12 protein-coding genes are annotated in these 15952 nt (G+C 44.7%); 6 read left to right on the top strand and 6 right to left on the bottom strand.

The window, feature by feature from the left end; genetic code table 11:
* Positions 1 to 124 precede the first annotated feature (124 nt).
* Positions 125 to 1150, bottom strand: a complete 1026-nt coding sequence (locus OCV11_RS22860; protein ID WP_261896759.1) for a Gfo/Idh/MocA family oxidoreductase — start codon at positions 1148 to 1150, stop codon at positions 125 to 127.
* A gap of 401 nt (positions 1151 to 1551) precedes the next feature.
* On the opposite strand from OCV11_RS22860, the gene OCV11_RS22855 reads away from it, so the two are divergent.
* The 3 genes from OCV11_RS22855 (at position 1552) to OCV11_RS22845 (ending at position 5766) form a co-directional block, all read left to right on the top strand.
* Entirely contained in the window at positions 1552 to 2436 is an 885-nt protein-coding gene (locus OCV11_RS22855) for a radical SAM protein (protein WP_261896758.1), read from the top strand.
* A gap of 336 nt (positions 2437 to 2772) precedes the next feature.
* Complete coding sequence (locus tag OCV11_RS22850; RefSeq protein WP_261896757.1) at positions 2773 to 3306, top strand: RBBP9/YdeN family alpha/beta hydrolase; 534 nt, start codon at positions 2773 to 2775, stop codon at positions 3304 to 3306.
* Between the two features lie 222 nt (positions 3307 to 3528).
* Positions 3529 to 5766, top strand: coding sequence for a DUF2971 domain-containing protein (locus OCV11_RS22845; RefSeq protein ID WP_261896756.1), 2238 nt, complete (start codon positions 3529 to 3531; stop codon positions 5764 to 5766).
* A 104-nt stretch (positions 5767 to 5870) separates the two neighbouring features.
* On the opposite strand, the gene OCV11_RS22840 is transcribed toward OCV11_RS22845, so the two are convergent.
* From OCV11_RS22840 to OCV11_RS22830, 3 genes are read right to left on the bottom strand one after another with little or no spacing between them, the layout of a single operon-like run.
* Entirely contained in the window at positions 5871 to 7262 is a 1392-nt protein-coding gene (locus tag OCV11_RS22840) for an efflux transporter outer membrane subunit (protein ID WP_261896755.1), read from the bottom strand.
* Positions 7255 to 10335, bottom strand: coding sequence for an efflux RND transporter permease subunit (locus OCV11_RS22835; protein WP_261896754.1), 3081 nt, complete (start codon positions 10333 to 10335; stop codon positions 7255 to 7257). Before OCV11_RS22835 ends, OCV11_RS22840 begins: the two co-directional genes overlap by 8 nt.
* Before the next feature lie 2 nt (positions 10336 to 10337).
* Complete coding sequence (locus tag OCV11_RS22830; protein ID WP_261896753.1) at positions 10338 to 11468, bottom strand: efflux RND transporter periplasmic adaptor subunit; 1131 nt, start codon at positions 11466 to 11468, stop codon at positions 10338 to 10340.
* Between the two features lie 194 nt (positions 11469 to 11662).
* Between OCV11_RS22830 and soxR the strand changes: the two genes are divergently transcribed.
* The 3 genes from soxR (at position 11663) to cobT (ending at position 13907) form a co-directional block, all read left to right on the top strand.
* Entirely contained in the window at positions 11663 to 12112 is a 450-nt protein-coding gene (soxR, locus tag OCV11_RS22825; protein WP_261896752.1) for a redox-sensitive transcriptional activator SoxR, read from the top strand.
* 157 nt (positions 12113 to 12269) lie between these two features.
* Positions 12270 to 12626 carry a cyclophilin-like fold protein gene (locus OCV11_RS22820; RefSeq protein ID WP_261896751.1) on the top strand — a complete coding sequence of 119 codons (357 nt, stop codon included), beginning with the start codon at positions 12270 to 12272 and terminating at the stop codon, positions 12624 to 12626.
* A 213-nt stretch (positions 12627 to 12839) separates the two neighbouring features.
* Entirely contained in the window at positions 12840 to 13907 is a 1068-nt protein-coding gene (gene cobT, locus OCV11_RS22815) for a nicotinate-nucleotide--dimethylbenzimidazole phosphoribosyltransferase (RefSeq protein ID WP_261896750.1), read from the top strand.
* A gap of 111 nt (positions 13908 to 14018) precedes the next feature.
* Here cobT and groL read toward each other — a convergent pair whose 3' ends face one another.
* A complete protein-coding gene (gene groL / locus OCV11_RS22810) occupies positions 14019 to 15605 on the bottom strand; it encodes a chaperonin GroEL (protein ID WP_261896749.1) in 1587 nt (528 codons plus the stop codon).
* A 46-nt stretch (positions 15606 to 15651) separates the two neighbouring features.
* The gene (locus OCV11_RS22805; RefSeq protein WP_068716944.1) at positions 15652 to 15942 is read right to left on the bottom strand and encodes a co-chaperone GroES; all 291 of its coding nucleotides are present in this window, start codon (positions 15940 to 15942) and stop codon (positions 15652 to 15654) included.
* Positions 15943 to 15952: the final 10 nt, after the last annotated feature.

Here is a 15952-nt window from a genome sequence, read left to right as displayed (position 1 = left end):
TATCGCCATTGTGCTCTTAGTTGCATTATCCTCAAAGTCACATCCGTTACTATCTAGAATCCAAAAGCATAAGTGAGATAGGTACATACAGTGGTGCCTACCTCTAACCTATTGAAAATTTGGACTAAGAAAGTGTCTTAATCCCTTTTTCAAGCAAGCGGATTTGCAGCAAGGTTTGCTGGGCTGTGACTTCCTGAACCTGACCATTGATGAGAGTGTCGTATAACGCCTGATAATAGCGAGAATAATCGCCAGCAACGGAAGGCACTTTTTCTTCATGATAGATACCTTGCTCATCCATGTAAGTCAAAACACCGTAGTGCTCAGGCTTATCCAGACCAAAGTCAGCGTTATCCGGCATATAAAACTGCTTTAAATGCTCTTCTTGGCGATCTTTCGTCTCTTTAACAAACATGCCTTTTTTGCCATAGATGACAAAACTTGGGCGCGATTTGATACGGAAGAAGCTCGATTTTACCGACACTTTGAACACGCCATAGTATAAGTCGATATCAAAGTAATCGTTCATTCGTCCTTTACCGAGCAGCTGTCGAACGTCGTAATGCACGCTATCGGGTTCACCAAACAGTGAGATCACTTGGTCCAACGTATGACAAGCATGCCCATAGAGATAGGAGTTGATTCGGCTAAACGATGTTGTGTTTTCTGGGACTTCTGGACGGAAATAGTCAAAGTGCATTTCCAACTCGAGTAAGTCGCCTAACTTGCCACTTTTAATCACCTCTTGAACGGTGAGAAAATCACTATCAAAACGACGGTTTTGATAGCACTGCAACATCAAGCCCATCTCTTTAGCTAGGGCGAATAGCTCTTCGGCTTGAGCCACGGTTTCGGTAAACGGTTTTTCCACCACACAGTTTTTACCTGCAATCAGGACCTGCTTTGCTAACTCATAGTGATATTGCGATGGAGTCGTGATGACCACCACCTGAATGTCAGGATCGTTAAGTAATTCATAGAGATCGGTAGTGTAGTGAACACCCTCTATCTGAGCCCAATCCATTTTACCGCTTGGGGTGAAGATGGTTTTAACCTTAATTTTGTCACCCAATTTCAAAGCAAAGGGCAGATGATAACGGTTGGTACTTTTGCCATTACCGATGTAACCAATCGTTAGTTGTTTCGCCATGATTCCTATCCTTTTATGATCCTTAACGGTGTGATGGGCAAGAAAATGCTTTCCATTTATCTCTTTGACTACCATATCAAATTTTTAGCGCAGCGACATTTTCGAAAAGTCACAATTGTTATTTTTATGGCGAGATGAGCTGAATGGTGGACCGGCAGAATTTCCCAAACAACGTGCTTTTACCTGATTTGTTGGATCGCTAAATGATAGCAATCGCTCTTTATCATTAGAGAATGATTAGAGGAGAGCATCAAGCGCTAATTGCGGAATAGAATTCCATATTCATACAACTATTAAGGTCTTTATCGACCCAGAGGACTAAGTAATGATCTGCCTCACGTTACACGCATCATAATGTTCTGCTTATTCAGGACATTATGAAATGAACAAAGAGAAACATTATGCATTACACTGGTCCAGTTATTCGTCCGCCTCATGAAGCCAACAGCATTTTGCTCGAAGTGACGGTGGGCTGTACGCACAATTCATGTCGATTTTGTACTTTCTATTATGACACTCCGTACCGTGTGGCCCCGAAAAAGCAAGTTGAACACGATTTACAAGAAGCAAAACGTCGAAACCCTTTTGCCAAACGCCTTTATGCCGTTGGCGGCGATCCTTTCACCTTAAGAACCGCCAAGCTGATCGATTTGGCCCAATTGATTCGTCAATATTTCCCCAATATCAACATCGGTATGTATGCCCGTGTCGATAGCATGTACAACAAAACCGTAGAGGATCTAAAGCGATTAAAAGCGGAAGGGATTAATGACTTAGTGATTGGCATTGAAAGTGGCGATGACGAAGTACTAAGCCAAATGGACAAAGGCTATACGTCTGCTGATATCATCCGTGAATGTCTAAAATTAGAAGAAGCAGGAATCGCTTATCGAGTGATATTTCTAGGTGGATTGGCGGGCAAGGACAATGGCGAACGTAACGCCCGTAATACTGCGCATGTGTTGAATCAGCTGCATCCAACTCATATGTACATGACGTCAGTCGCGGTGCAAATGGAATCGGCTCTATACCAAGATGTTTTAGATGGCCGTTTCACCGAAGCCAGCGAATACGAGCGCATCGCCGAAACCTTATCCTTGATTAAGCAACTGCAAAACCCGATTGTGCTGCTTGGTCAAAGTGTGGCAAACCCCGTCAATTTCATCGCTTCGTTACCAGAAGATTACCAAGAACTCACCTCTATGCTTGAACTCACTCTAAGACGTTTTACCGACAACGATGAAAATTCATTACGGGAATATCGTGAAAGGTTAGTGAATATTTGATTGAACAAAACCATCACAAAGCCTCTTGATTAGGGGCTTTGCTCACTCAGAACATCAACACATTGCTAGGATGGCGGCGGTGATTCATCTTATGTATCGAATAGGCAATTTGCATTCGAAGCTAAACGAGATATGAAATTGCTGATGAAAACCCATCTGTCAGGGCGATGTCTCCAGCCGATCTAAAAGAACGGTTGAGTATGTAATAGATCTCAAATTGAACATAAAAACGCCTTCACCAAAATAGGAAAGGAGTTTTGTGCTGTAATTCATTGAATTTTAAATAGTCACACCTAATATAATGATCACTCGTTCATCAATAAAAAGAAAAACAGAATGACAGTCAACGTGATTATTTCTCCCGGTTATGGCGATTCAAGCCCTGATCATTGGCAAACGTGGCTAAACGAAACTCTCCCTAATAGTGTTCGTGTCCAACAAATCAATTGGTTTTCACCAGAGCGTGATGCTTGGATTGAAGGTGTGCAACGTGCGGTCGAAAGCGTGGAAGGTCCGATCATCTTTGTCGGTCACAGCTGCGGCTCGGTCGCGATTACCCAATGGGCAGAACGCTATAAAAATCCTCGTGTGCGAGGTGCGATTCTGGTTGCCCCTGCGGATGTGGATGATGAATACGCGTTAGAAGCCATCAAAGTCCAACGTCCAATGATGCTATCAAAACTGCCGTTCCCAAGTGTTGTCGTGTGCAGTGATAATGATATCCATATTGATGTGGATAGAGCCTTTTACTTTGCAGAATGCTGGGGCAGCAGAAGGGTGCACGTACTGAACGAAGCTGGACATATCAACGGTGATACCGGCTACGGTGCATGGCCGCAAATGTTGGAGTGGATTGAAGAGTTGGTTTAAGATTTTTCCGATCTTATTGACCGCTGGTTTTTCCAGTAGAATTGAATGAACGCCTTCTCCTATGGGGAAGGCGTTTTTGTTTTAAATGTAACTGATAGTTATGTGTGTTGTTTAGTATGTGGTATTTTGAAGGCAATTGTAGAAAGTTGTTGCCTAAGGCGGGAGTAATTCGCTTTAACAATAACTAATTAACTTTAGCTTAGATTATTGTTGAAGGACCTAATGATGCCGATTAACGTACAAATAAAATATGACCTACAAAATAAACGTTACTCTGAGCTTGATTTTTTATTCGATTCTTCACGTTGGGAAGAAAACCCAGAATATCTGGGTTTAGCATATTTTGTGCTTCAATCTCAAGGTAACAGTACACAAGAAATGTTTGATCAAATTGTGGAGAAACAAGGTAATCAAGCACTTGCCTATCGATATTTAGGTGAGATAGCCGAGAGTTTATTTGGAAATACTTACAATGGAGATATTGCTCTTTTTTATTATCAAGAATCCTTGAAGTTAGAGACTCAAGATACTATCACACAATTTAAAATTTACCTTCTTTCAGGAGATTGGGATGCTTTCATTAATGCAATTAAAATTGAATATCAAAAAAACAATATTAATCAATTAAATAATTTATTGTGTCACTGTAACATCTATAGATTAAATAGAGAAAAAATAAATAATGATGACTTCCTTTTTTTAAAAAATATTTGTTTGTCTTGTGATTTAAAAAATAGTAAAAATATTTTAGCTTATTGCTATTTTTATCTGAATGAGATAGAGAGTGGAATAAATTTATTTAAGTCAGAAGGTAAATTTAATAAAGAGATTGTAAGTCTTTACTTTGATGGTGGTTTGATTGACCTAGACTTTGCAATAGATAAAATGTTTGATTTTAATGTTGTCCAGTTTTTGGAAGATAAGCCAAAGTTATTATATGAGAAAATAAAGTTAATAGATAGTAAAGGTGATTTTGGATTTAATTTTGAAACTTTAATTAAATTTGCTTTTAATGCAGAGCAATATAATGATGTTATAAATAGAGTTAACTCTGCCAATGATAATGAGGTAACGATAAATATTAAACTGTACTATGTGATATCGTCATTAAAACTTAACTTGGAAATAAATAATAACTATGAAGATGATATAAATAAACATCAATTTAGTAAATATTTGTTATCAGAAAAAGCACCTGACTTATTAATGTATTATTTTTCATATCTTATTTTAAAAAACTTATACCAGCTTGAGAAAAATATAACTAATAATAATTTACCATGTATGATTGAAAACATGGGTATTTTTATTGATGCTAAAAATTACCTTAACCATGACTTTCTATTATCTTTCTGGTTTCGCGAGCAATTAATAAATGATTTGAATAAAGTTAGAGAAAGATGGAATTCATTGTTTTATACTAAAAAGATAGAAAAAATAAATGATAAAGAAATAAACCTAGAAGATAAAACTGAATTGTCAATTATTCTTATGAACTTAAATAAGTTTAATGAAGCATTAAATATTCTAAATACGCTAGATAACAATTCTATGAAATTTTGTCATTTGAAAGGCTTGTGTTGTCAGTCTTTAGGTGATGAGGTAGGCGCTCATACTCATTTTAAAAAAGCATCAGAAATAATGAATGATAGCGGGGAACGTAACTACGAAGTAATAGGTTCCTACTTAAAAAGTTCGGATTTATTAGGGAAGGAGCTAGATTCTTCATTTCGGAAACAATGTATAGAGCAATATAACCTTTCTATTATTGATAAGTACTCATGTGCAGTGTTAACTCAAAGATATAATTCGCTTTATAAGTATTACCCATTTAATAATTTTACTTTAGATTCACTTATTAATGGATATTTCTATTTACCATTAGCTGAACAGCTTAATGATCCAATTGAAATGCCTTTTGATAAGCTGGTTGAAAATAAAGAGTATGTATATATTCAACCAAATTTTAGAATTGCATCATTTTCAAAAAATAAGAACTCGATGTTAATGTGGTCTCATTATGCCGCAAATCATAGTGGAATAATGGTTGAATATGCTTTCTTTCGTGAATTGCCTGATGGTGTTGGAATTGCCGATATAGAGTACACTAATGTACTAAAAAGAAAAGAGGATAAAAATAAGTTTTTATTTAATCAATACCTGTTAACAAAAAACTCAGATTGGGAATATGAAAAAGAGATCAGGATTTTCTCATATGGTAAAGATAAGATTTACTATAAAAAGTTCAATTATCCTAACATTGTTCATGATAAGGCTGACGCATGTATAAGAAGTATTACTCTTGGATATAAGTTTCCTGATAGTTTGGAAAAATTAATCATTAATATCGTTAATGGTCTTAATTCAAATGATACGACTCAACCTAAGATAGTTATTCGTAAAGCAAAATTATGTGAGAGTAATTTCTTTGAATTGGAATATGAAGAAATTAATTACTAGTGATAACTTATCCAACTTTACACAAAAAAGCCCCTCAGCGAGAGGCAAAATCAAACTTCAACGTAGAAATGCGTGGAAATACGATGAAAAACAGTGGATTTGGTTTATTGCACTTGGGTGTCGGTTTCCCAACCGCCGCCTAGGGCTTTAAATAAGTTCACTTGGGCATCCGTCGATTGAGCGATGGAGGCAGCGTAACTTTCACGGGCATCTAACATGGCGCGTTGGTTACTCAGCAGTTCGTTGTAGGCAATCGCACCTACGTCGTATCGAGCTTTCGCAATCGAATAAGCACGTTCCGAACGTTCCCATGCGGTGTGCAATTGCTGGTTTTGCTCTTGTACTGCATGGTGTGTGGTCAGGGTTTGCTCCACTTCTTTTAATGCCGTTAACACTTGGCTTTCAAATTGCGCCACCGATGCATCGGCTTGCGCGTCGGCTTGTGCAATACGTGCGCGAGTCGCTGCAATGTTCGGGAAGTGCCATGAAATTAATGGACCTACACCGTAAGAGAAACGATCTGAGCCGCTTAACGTATCGTTCGCCAAATAGTTCGCCGATGCACCTAACGTCACGCTTGGGTAGAGTTCCGCTGTTGCCACACCTACACGCGCAATGTCTGCCTTGATTTGGTATTCCGCTTGGCGCAAATCAGGACGACGTTTTAATAGCTCAGTTCCGTTACCCACAGGCAAGGTTGCCGTTAATTGTGGCGGTGCAACACAGCTTGCCACGGCTTGTGGCGCTTGCGCTGGTGGCAAACCGAGTAGGGCGCTTAGTTCATATTGCGCGTTTTGACGGTTCGCTTTCACCATTGGCAAACGAGATTTTACTGTCGCGACGACCGATTCCGCATTGGCACGCTCTAGCTCTGTCGCAGTGCCAGCATTCACCTTGGCGTTCACAATATCCAACTGCGCTTGGCTGTTGGTAAGTGACTGTTTCAAAATGGTTTGCTGAAAACCGTAAGCACAAGCATTCAAATAGGAACGAGTGGTTTCGGCTGCCACCGTCACACGCACCGCATCACGAGCGGCACGTTGCACTTCGATGTCTTGTTCAGCCGCATCAATGGCTTGATCGATGCGATCCCACATATCCACTTCCCAAGCTAAAGACAAACCAGCAGAACGGTTCCACTGGGCATCTTGTCCCGGTGTTTGTGCATCGCCGTAGGTCGCGCCGCCACTTAAATCGGTGCTTGGTAAACGCTCCGATTCCGACGCACGCAATACGCCTTGGGCTTTACGCAAGTTCGCTTGAGCCACTTGCAGATCTTTGTTGGCATTTAATGCTTGTTCGACCAACTCGTTTAACGTGTTGTCGTTGTACAGTTGCCACCAATGAGCGGGAAGGGCATCCCCGCTTTCTTGATTGGCGTTAATAAAAGCATCTGTTGATGCTGGATGCGCAGCAAATCGCTCCGCATCTGGGGCGGTTGAACACGCCCCAAGTAGCAATGGCATCAAGAGAGTAAGAGGACGAAGTTTACGCATGTGGAACCTCCAATTTTGATGCTGAATCGTCTTCCTCATCATGGTGATGAGCGTTTTGGTGGTTGGCTGCGATAAAGGTGTAGATGGTTGGCAGTACGAACAGAGTAAATAGCGTACCGATCAACATCCCCATTACCACCACAATACCGATAGCAAAGCGGCTTGCCGCACCTGCGCCTGAAGCAAACAGCAGTGGTACTAAGCCTGCAACCATCGCTGCGGTGGTCATCAATACTGGGCGCATACGTACCGCAGCTGAGTGACGAATCGCGTCAAGTTTGCTCATTTTCTCGTGCATTTGTAGCTCGTTGGCGAACGACACCATCAAGATACCGTGTTTGGATATCAAACCAATCAAGGTTACCAGACCAATCTGGGTGTAGATGTTCAAGGTGGTGTAGCCAAGGTAAATCGGCACCAATGCACCACACACTGCCAGCGGTACGGTCACCAAGATAACCAATGGATCGCGGAAGCTTTCAAATTGCGCTGCCAATACTAAGAAGATCACCACCATAGCGAAAGCGAACGAGACCGTTAGGCGGTTGCCTTCGTGTACGAACTGACGACTGTTCGATAGCCAATCTACTGTGGTGCCATCTGGTAGAGGTTGCGCTTGTAAAAACTCAACCGCTTGACCCATGGTTACGCCCGGTAGCAATACTGCCGACAAGGTTGCTGAGTTCATTTGGTTGAACTGTGGCAATTTGTTTGGCTGTGGCTTAATGGTCACATCAACGACTGTTGATAGTGGAACCAAATCACCGCTGTTAGTGCGCACGTAGTAGTGGCCTAGGTTATCCGGCGTTAGACGATCGGCCTGAGGAACCTGTGTGATCACATCGTATGAGCGATCGAACCAGTTGAAACGGTTGATGTAGTTTTCACCCACCAAGACTGCCAGCGTATCGGCGATTTCCGCCATGCTGATGCCCATTGAACCCGCTTTGTTACGGTCGATGCTGATGTGTGCTTCGGCACTGTCGAACGCCAAATCGGAATCAACGAAGGCAAACAAACCGCTGCCCCAAGCTGCGCCTTTCAAGCCCATCAAGGTGTTGTACAGTTCAGAAAATTCGCCTGAAGAACGAATCACCATTTGCACTGGCAAACCACCCGTTGAAGCCGGAAGGGGGCTGTCTTGGAATAGCGAAGTAAACACGCCCGTAACTTGGCTGGTGTAACCTGCTACTTCACCTTGGATTTGGTCCGCAGTGCGCTCACGTTGATCCCACTCTTTGAAGATAACGCCGCCGAATCCGACGTTGGCATCTTCATGACCAATGGCGAAGAAGCTCTTTTCAAACTCAGGTAAGTTCTGGAAGCTCTTTTCCACTTCGATACTGTATTTCTCGGTGTACTCTTTGCTGGCGTATTGCGGTGCCTTGGTTTGCGCGAACATGTAACCCATGTCTTCTGCCGGAGCCAATTCCCGTTTGGCGCCGCTAAACAGCACCACGATAGCCGCTAAGATCACCACGCCAACCAGTAGCACAGCGCCGCGAGCAGTCAGGGTTTTGTCGAGCAGTTTCACGTAACCGCGTGTCATGCCTGACATGTATTTTTCAATGGCTTGAGCTAATTTCGATTCAGACTGACGTGAGTCGAGTAACTTACCACTCATCATTGGTGACAAGGTGAGCGCCACCACGCCCGATACGATTACCGAGCCGGCTAGGGTAAAGGCGAATTCACGGAACAGTGCACCAGTTAAGCCGCCCATCATACCGATTGGCGCATACACCGCCGCAAGGGTAATGGTCATGGCGATAACGGGACCGACGATTTCACGTGCACCGACGATAGCCGCTTTAAAGGGTTCTAATCCTTCTTCGATATGACGGTGTATGTTTTCCACCACTACGATGGCGTCATCCACTACCAAGCCGATGGCCAGTACCATGGCAAGTAAGGTCAGTAGGTTCAATGAGAAGCCGAACATCAGCATCAATGCCGCCGTACCCAACAGTGACAATGGAATGGTCACAATCGGAATGATCACCGCGCGGAACGTGCCTAAGAACAGGAAAATCACCACGATAACGATAGCAACAGCTTCAATGAGCGTGTTTTTCACTTCTTCGATGGAGGCATCAACGAAGTGCGCCACGTCGAACTGACTTTCAATGCTCAAGCCCGGAGGAGCAGTGCGCGACATCTCTTTGATCAGATCGTTGATCTGACTCACGATGTCGAGCGGGTTACCGTCTGGCGTTGGCGAAATTGCCATAGATACCGAACGTTTGCCCGATGCCATCATGGTGGAATCGTAGTTTTGACCGCCTAGTTCAACGGTTGCCACATCTTGCAGACGCACGATGCCAGCACTGTCTTCTTTGATCACCATGTTACGGAACGCGTCAATATCACGAAGGTCGGTGCCTGCGGTGATGTTGATCGACGTATTTTGGCTCTTTAATTGACCCGGAGAAGCTTGAATGTTGTTGCTGCGTAGTGCGCTCGCAATATCACTGGCTGTCAAATCGCGAGCGGCGAGTTTCACGGGATCAACCCAAACACGCATCGCATAAGAGGCGCCGCCCACAACAGAGGTAGATGCCACACCCGGAACGGAAGTGATCATCGGCTCTGCCACGCGCGAGATAAAGTCAGCAATTTGTGGACCGGTTAATGAGTCACTCACAAACGCCAAATACTGAATTGCGGATGCGCCGTCGGTGATTTTTGCGATCACTGGGTCGGTTACACCTTCTGGCAATTTGTATTTAATGGTTTGGACTTTCGACAAAATTTCGGTCATCGAGCGGTCTGCATCGGCGTTTAATACCAATTTCGCCGAGATGTGGCTCTTGCCTTGTTTGGAAGTCGAAGTGATGTACTCAATGCCACTTGCCGTTGAGATCGCTTGGGCGATCGGCGTAGTAACAAAGCCTTGCATCATGTCCTGAGTTGCCCCAGGTAATGAGGTATCAATGGTGATCGTCGCACTTTGCATTTGCGGATATTGGCGAATCTGCAAGTTGCTGGTGGCGGTGATCCCCACTAATAAAATCATTAAGCTGACCACGATCGATAAGATCGGGCGCTTAATAAATAGATCAGTAAAGCGCATGATTATTGCTCCCCGTTCTCAAGGGTTTTCACCGTCACTTCTGCACCCGGCTGAACACGGTTTTGACCCACTAGTACCACCACATCACCCGCTTGCAGCCCTTTAGTTATTTGAATGGCGTTATCGATGCGTTTGCCCACTTGTACTGAGATGATGTCGGCATTGCCTTTCTCAGTTGGCTTATCACCACGAATTACAGTGACACTGTAACCTTGGGCAGAAATCTGCACAGCGGTTTCTGGCAGAATGATGGCATTTTGAGTGGCGGGTAGTTCAAGCTCTGCTTTGCCATACATGCCCGGACGCAATTGATGCTCAGGGTTATCTAATACACCTTGAATCAACACGTTACGGGTGTTGCGATCCACTTGCGGTTCAATGGCATTCACTTTGGCAGTAAAGGTTTGGTTTGGATACGCATCCGTTGTGAAATGCACATCGCCACCAATATTCAATGCTGAAAGGTTTTGCTGTGGCAAAGTGAATTCAACATGCAGTTTATCCAGATTGGTTAGGGTAACAGCAGCTTCCCCCGGGTTAACGTATTGACCTAAATCGACACGTTTCACACCCAGTTCACCACTGAACGGAGCAATGATTTGTTTTTGACGCAGTTGCGCTTGGGCAAATTGCACTTCACTTTGCGCTTGATCGAATGCCGATTGACGCTCTTGCAATACATCAATGGATTCTGCACCAGTTTTCACCAGTTTCTGTGCACGTTTCAGCTGATTTTCTGCGTACGCAAATTTGGCTTGTGCAGAGAGCAAGTTCGCTTGTTCTGTACCCGCATACAGCTGCGCCAATAGTGTATTGGCTTTGACATGCTGACCCGATTCAAAATGGACATAAGCTAAGCGACCTGCCGATTCAGGGGCAAGCGTCACTTGTTGTACCGCTTTTAGCGAGCCAACCGCTTCAAGTTGATTGGGAAGATCTTGTGGTTGAATGACCATCGCATTTACAGGAGTGCTGTGGGCATGCCAAACCGGTGCTTGCGCGTCGTTATACTGTTTCCAGTAGTAAGTGCCACCGAGTAATACGCCGAGAGAAACCGCAGTGAGCGCAAAGGTGCGCACTGGATGACGGCGTGATTTTTCAGGCATTGGAGGAAGATCGATACTATTACTCATAAGTCACCTCCATTGATTGCGCAGAGGAAACAGAAAGAGAAACGGTCGTAAGTACAGTGTGTAGACTAAGGGAAGTGTTCGTACCCATGTCGGCTCCTGATAAAAATGGTCATGATTGATAAAACGCTTGAATGCGTTGGCCGACGTGCATACTATTACCTCAAGTATACTTGAGGTCAACAAGGAAATTTGTAATGAAAAATGTCGGAGAGATGACCGTAGGCGAGGTGGCAAAACGCGCTGGCGTGGCGGTTTCAACATTGCACTTTTACGAAACCAAAGGTTTGATCACCAGTTGGCGAAATGCAGGGAATCAGCGGCGATATGACCGCAGTGTGCTGCGAAGAGTGTCGATCATTCGTGTGGCTCAGCAAGCGGGATTGCCTCTTTCAGAAATCAAAGCACACTTAGATACTCTGCCAAATAAAGCGATTTCTATTGCTGAATGGCGAGAATTAAGCCGCGAGTGGCGCGATATGTTGACTGAAAGAATTGATAATTTGACCAAACTGCGTGATCAAATGGATGGTTGTATTGGTTGTGGGTGTTTGTCTTTGCGTGATTGTCCGCTGCGAAATCCTGATGATATTTTGGCGAAAGAGGGAGCAGGTCCGCACTTTTTGCCCATTGACGATCAGCTGTAAAGCCAACTTTTGGAGAAATAGGCAATCATCGCGCATTAACGCTATGGCATGACCAAACGTGTGGGCATAGAGTAGCACTGTTGAAATTTGTCTATTAGTGCAGCTGTGGCTGGTGAGTCTAGCAAGCAGGCACTCGTTATTCAGTAAGGACGTCTCTATGCCAACTCCGATTATTCTCAAATGCCAAAATACGGTAATCCCAGCGACCCTAAACGACTCTGTGGCTGCGCAAGATTTTCGTAAACGTATTCCTTTCAAAACCTCTGGCTACCGTTCAACTTTCGATTACTGCTGCACTGCGAAAGAAGGTAAATTCGATCCAGCAGAAAAACAACACGGTTGGAAAAATGGCGACATCAGCCTAGCTGGTGGTTGGTTTGCTGTGTTGTTCTCTGGTGAAGAACAATCGGCAAGCTACGGCGACATCATGGTGATTGCCCACATTGATGACGAACATCTGCATTTGGTGGAAGGTTTGTCTGCTGATGTAACGTTTACGGTTGCATTGGCATAACCTTCTTAAAAGTGGTTATCACCTTAAGTGTATTAACTGTTTTCAGCCTAGTGTCTTCTCTCCTCTAATCTAGGCTGAATGTTTTTCCCTATCCAGCCTTTATCCTTTTTGTTCGAAAAAACAAAAGCTTGATATCGATTAATACGCTCAAGTAAGAAATTCGTATGATGCGTTCCTTTGGCGTTAAACGATAAACAGGGATGGCGGCTGAATATGGATGGGAATGTTACGCTTGCTGAGTGGGTTGCGCAGATACCGCAGGTCAATGAGGCGAGTATCGAGTTGGCGCAGCGCCATATTGATAGCCTTATAAAACCGATTGGCAGTTTGGGTAAGTTGGAAGACATCGCCGCTCAGTTGGCGGCTATCTATGAATCGAAAACGTGGCAGTGTCGGCGCAAAAAGCTGTTTGTCTTAGCGGCAGACCATGGCGTGTTTTATGAAAACGTCGCGGTAACGCCGCGCGAAGTCACGGCAATTCAAGCGGTGAATACCGTACGTGGTGTGAATGGGGTTGCCGCATTAGCAAGTGCTCACAACGTGGCAATTGAAGTGATCGATGCTGGGATTGATAGCGGTGTTTTACCGGGGATCACCAACTTTAAAGTGGCGCGTGGCACCGACAATATGGTGCAAGGGCCTGCGATGAGCCGTGCTACTGCCGAGCAGCTGATACTCGATATCGCAAACTATACGGAACATAACGTCACTGCTGAAGCGTGGCAGGTCATCGGTGTGGGAGAGCTTGGTATTGCAAACACCACGGCCGCTGCCGCGATTGTTGCCTGTATGACAGGAATGCCAGTTGGTGATGTAGTAGGACTGGGGGCGAATTTACCCAGTTCGCAGCGCCCACACAAAGTGAAAGTGGTGGAACAAGCATTGCGTGTCAATCAGCCTAATCCAGATGATGGTGTAGATGTCATGGCGAAAGTGGGTGGCTTTGAATTGGCGGCGATGGTGGGGGTGATGCTTGGTGCTGCCAAGGCGCGAGTGCCTGTTATTCTCGATGGTTTTTTGTCCTACGCTGCAGCGCTGGTAGCGTGCAATATCGCCCCACAACTGCATCGCTACCTAATTGCTTCTCATCTCTCGGCCGAGCAAGGTTCATCGATTGCATTACAAGCCTTGGGGCTGACGCCCTTTATTGATTTGGCCATGCGGTTAGGTGAGGGCAGTGGCGCTGTTTTAGCGATGCCATTTTTGGATGCTGCGCGGGCATTTTACTTTCAAATGGGCAAATTAGCTGACGATGGTTTAACCCTGCCGGTGCCCGCCTAGAATAACGTCGCCTATGTGGATGGAAATAAAGAAAGGCCACCTTCACCAAGAGTGTGAAAGTGGCCTTTAACCTAAGTAAGACAAGCTTTAACGAGTGATTAAGCCTTTAGGTTATTTCTCTGCAACGTGGTCAGTCACCATGGCTTCGGTAGTGATCATCAGGCCTGCGACAGAGGCTGCAAATTGCAGAGCAGAACGCGTCACTTTGGCTGGGTCGATGATGCCAAGTTCAATCATGTCACCATATTCGCCAGTAGCGGCGTTATACCCGTATTGCGCGTTGCCTTCTTTGACTTTGTTGGCGACAACAGAGCCTTCATCACCGGCGTTGATCGCGATTTGGCGCAAAGGTTCTTCCATCGCGCGTAAAGCCACGCGAATACCAACGTTTTGTTCTTGGTTATCGCCAGTGAGGTCGCTTAGCTCTTGAGCGATTTTCGCCAATGCCACGCCGCCGCCAGGGATGATACCTTCTTCAACCGCAGCGCGAGTCGCGTTGAGCGCATCGTCAACACGGTCTTTTTTCTCTTTCATTTCCACTTCGGTCGCCGCACCGATTTTGATAACCGCAACACCGCCGGAAAGTTTGGCAATACGCTGTTGTAACTTCTCTTTATCGTAACTAGAGGTAGTGTTTTCCAACTGGTTACGAATGGTGGCGACGCGATCGGCAATCGCTGATTGTGCTGCTGCACCATCGACAATCAAAGTGGAGTCTTTGCTGATGGTCACTTTCTTCGCACTACCTAAGTGTTCGAGAGTCGCTTTTTCCAGTTCAAGACCGATTTGTTCGTTAATCACAGTCGCATCGGTTAAAACGGCGATGTCTTGCAGCATCTCTTTGCGGTTGTCACCAAAGCCAGGAGCTTTCACTGCGGCCACTTTGACAATGCCGCGCATGTTGTTCACCACCAATGTTGCCAAGGCTTCGCCTTCGACATCTTCAGCAATGATCAAAAGTGGACGACCAGCCTTCGCGACCGATTCAAGCACGGGTAGCAATTCACGGATATTGCTGACTTTTTTATCGACCAATAGCAGATAAGGGTTATCCAATTCCACCACACCAGAATCTGGGTTAGTGATGAAATAAGGGGAGAGATAACCACGGTCGAACTGCATACCTTCAACCACGGAAAGCTCGTTTTCTAGGCCTTGGCCTTCTTCGACGGTGATGACACCATCACGACCCACTTTTTCCATCGCTTCGGCGATGATTTCACCAATGGCTTGATCACTGTTGGCAGAAATGGTCGCAACTTGGGTGATGGACTGTTTATCGTTGCAAGGTTTTGCCAGTTCACGCAATTTGACGACCGCTTCAGTCACGGCTTTATCAATACCGCGTTTAAGATCCATTGGATTTAAACCAGAGGCAACCGATTTAAGCCCTTCATTGATAAACGCTTGAGCGAGCACCGTCGCCGTTGTGGTACCGTCACCGGCTTCATCATTGGCTTTGGATGCGACTTGTTTCACCATCTGCGCACCCATGTTTTCAAATTTATCTTCTAATTCAATTTCTTTGGCAACGGATACACCATCTTTTGTGATAGTGGGAGCGCCATAGCTTTTATCCAAAACCACATTACGGCCTTTTGGCCCCAATGTTACCTTGACGGCATTAGCTAATACATTGACACCAGTGAGCATTTTTTGACGTGCGTCGTTAGCAAATAGAACTTCTTTTGCTGCCATGATGATTTATCTCCTTACTTAAATACACGTAACACTTCAGTGAGTCTTATTCAGCAATCGCTAACACATCGGATTCAGAGAGGATGACGTATTCTTTTCCGTCGATTTTCTCTTCTTTCACGCCGTAACCGTCGTTAAAGAGAATGGTATCGCCGACAGCGACATCCATCGGAACACGTTCACCGTTATTGAGAACTCGGCCTTTACCGACCGCGAGCACTTTGCCAAGGTTGGATTTTTTGACCGATTTGGAAGTTAGGACAATTCCGCCCTCTGATTTGTTTTCGACTTCTTGTCTTTCCACAATCAGCTTGTCATTTAAAGGACGAATGTTCATTGAAGTTGCC

It is taken from the genome of Vibrio porteresiae DSM 19223 (assembly GCF_024347055.1).
GTDB classification, from domain to species: domain Bacteria; phylum Pseudomonadota; class Gammaproteobacteria; order Enterobacterales; family Vibrionaceae; genus Vibrio; species Vibrio porteresiae.
Note: the sequence above shows the minus strand (reverse complement) of the source record. Positions and strands in the feature narration are given on the sequence as shown.

Bases quoted from the DNA above. Each gene is read 5' to 3' on its own strand.
- OCV11_RS22860 (WP_261896759.1), bottom strand. From the start codon at position 1,150: ATGGCGAAACAACTAACGATTGGTTACATCGGTAATGGCAAAAGTACC.
- OCV11_RS22855 (WP_261896758.1), top strand. From the start codon at position 1,552: ATGCATTACACTGGTCCAGTTATTCGTCCGCCTCATGAAGCCAACAGC.
- OCV11_RS22850 (WP_261896757.1), top strand. From the start codon at position 2,773: ATGACAGTCAACGTGATTATTTCTCCCGGTTATGGCGATTCAAGCCCT.
- OCV11_RS22845 (WP_261896756.1), top strand. From the start codon at position 3,529: ATGATGCCGATTAACGTACAAATAAAATATGACCTACAAAATAAACGT.
- OCV11_RS22840 (WP_261896755.1), bottom strand. From the start codon at position 7,262: ATGCGTAAACTTCGTCCTCTTACTCTCTTGATGCCATTGCTACTTGGG.
- OCV11_RS22835 (WP_261896754.1), bottom strand. From the start codon at position 10,335: ATGCGCTTTACTGATCTATTTATTAAGCGCCCGATCTTATCGATCGTG.
- OCV11_RS22830 (WP_261896753.1), bottom strand. From the start codon at position 11,468: ATGAGTAATAGTATCGATCTTCCTCCAATGCCTGAAAAATCACGCCGT.
- soxR (WP_261896752.1), top strand. From the start codon at position 11,663: ATGAAAAATGTCGGAGAGATGACCGTAGGCGAGGTGGCAAAACGCGCT.
- OCV11_RS22820 (WP_261896751.1), top strand. From the start codon at position 12,270: ATGCCAACTCCGATTATTCTCAAATGCCAAAATACGGTAATCCCAGCG.
- cobT (WP_261896750.1), top strand. From the start codon at position 12,840: ATGGATGGGAATGTTACGCTTGCTGAGTGGGTTGCGCAGATACCGCAG.
- groL (WP_261896749.1), bottom strand. From the start codon at position 15,605: ATGGCAGCAAAAGAAGTTCTATTTGCTAACGACGCACGTCAAAAAATG.
- OCV11_RS22805 (WP_068716944.1), bottom strand. From the start codon at position 15,942: ATGAACATTCGTCCTTTAAATGACAAGCTGATTGTGGAAAGACAAGAA.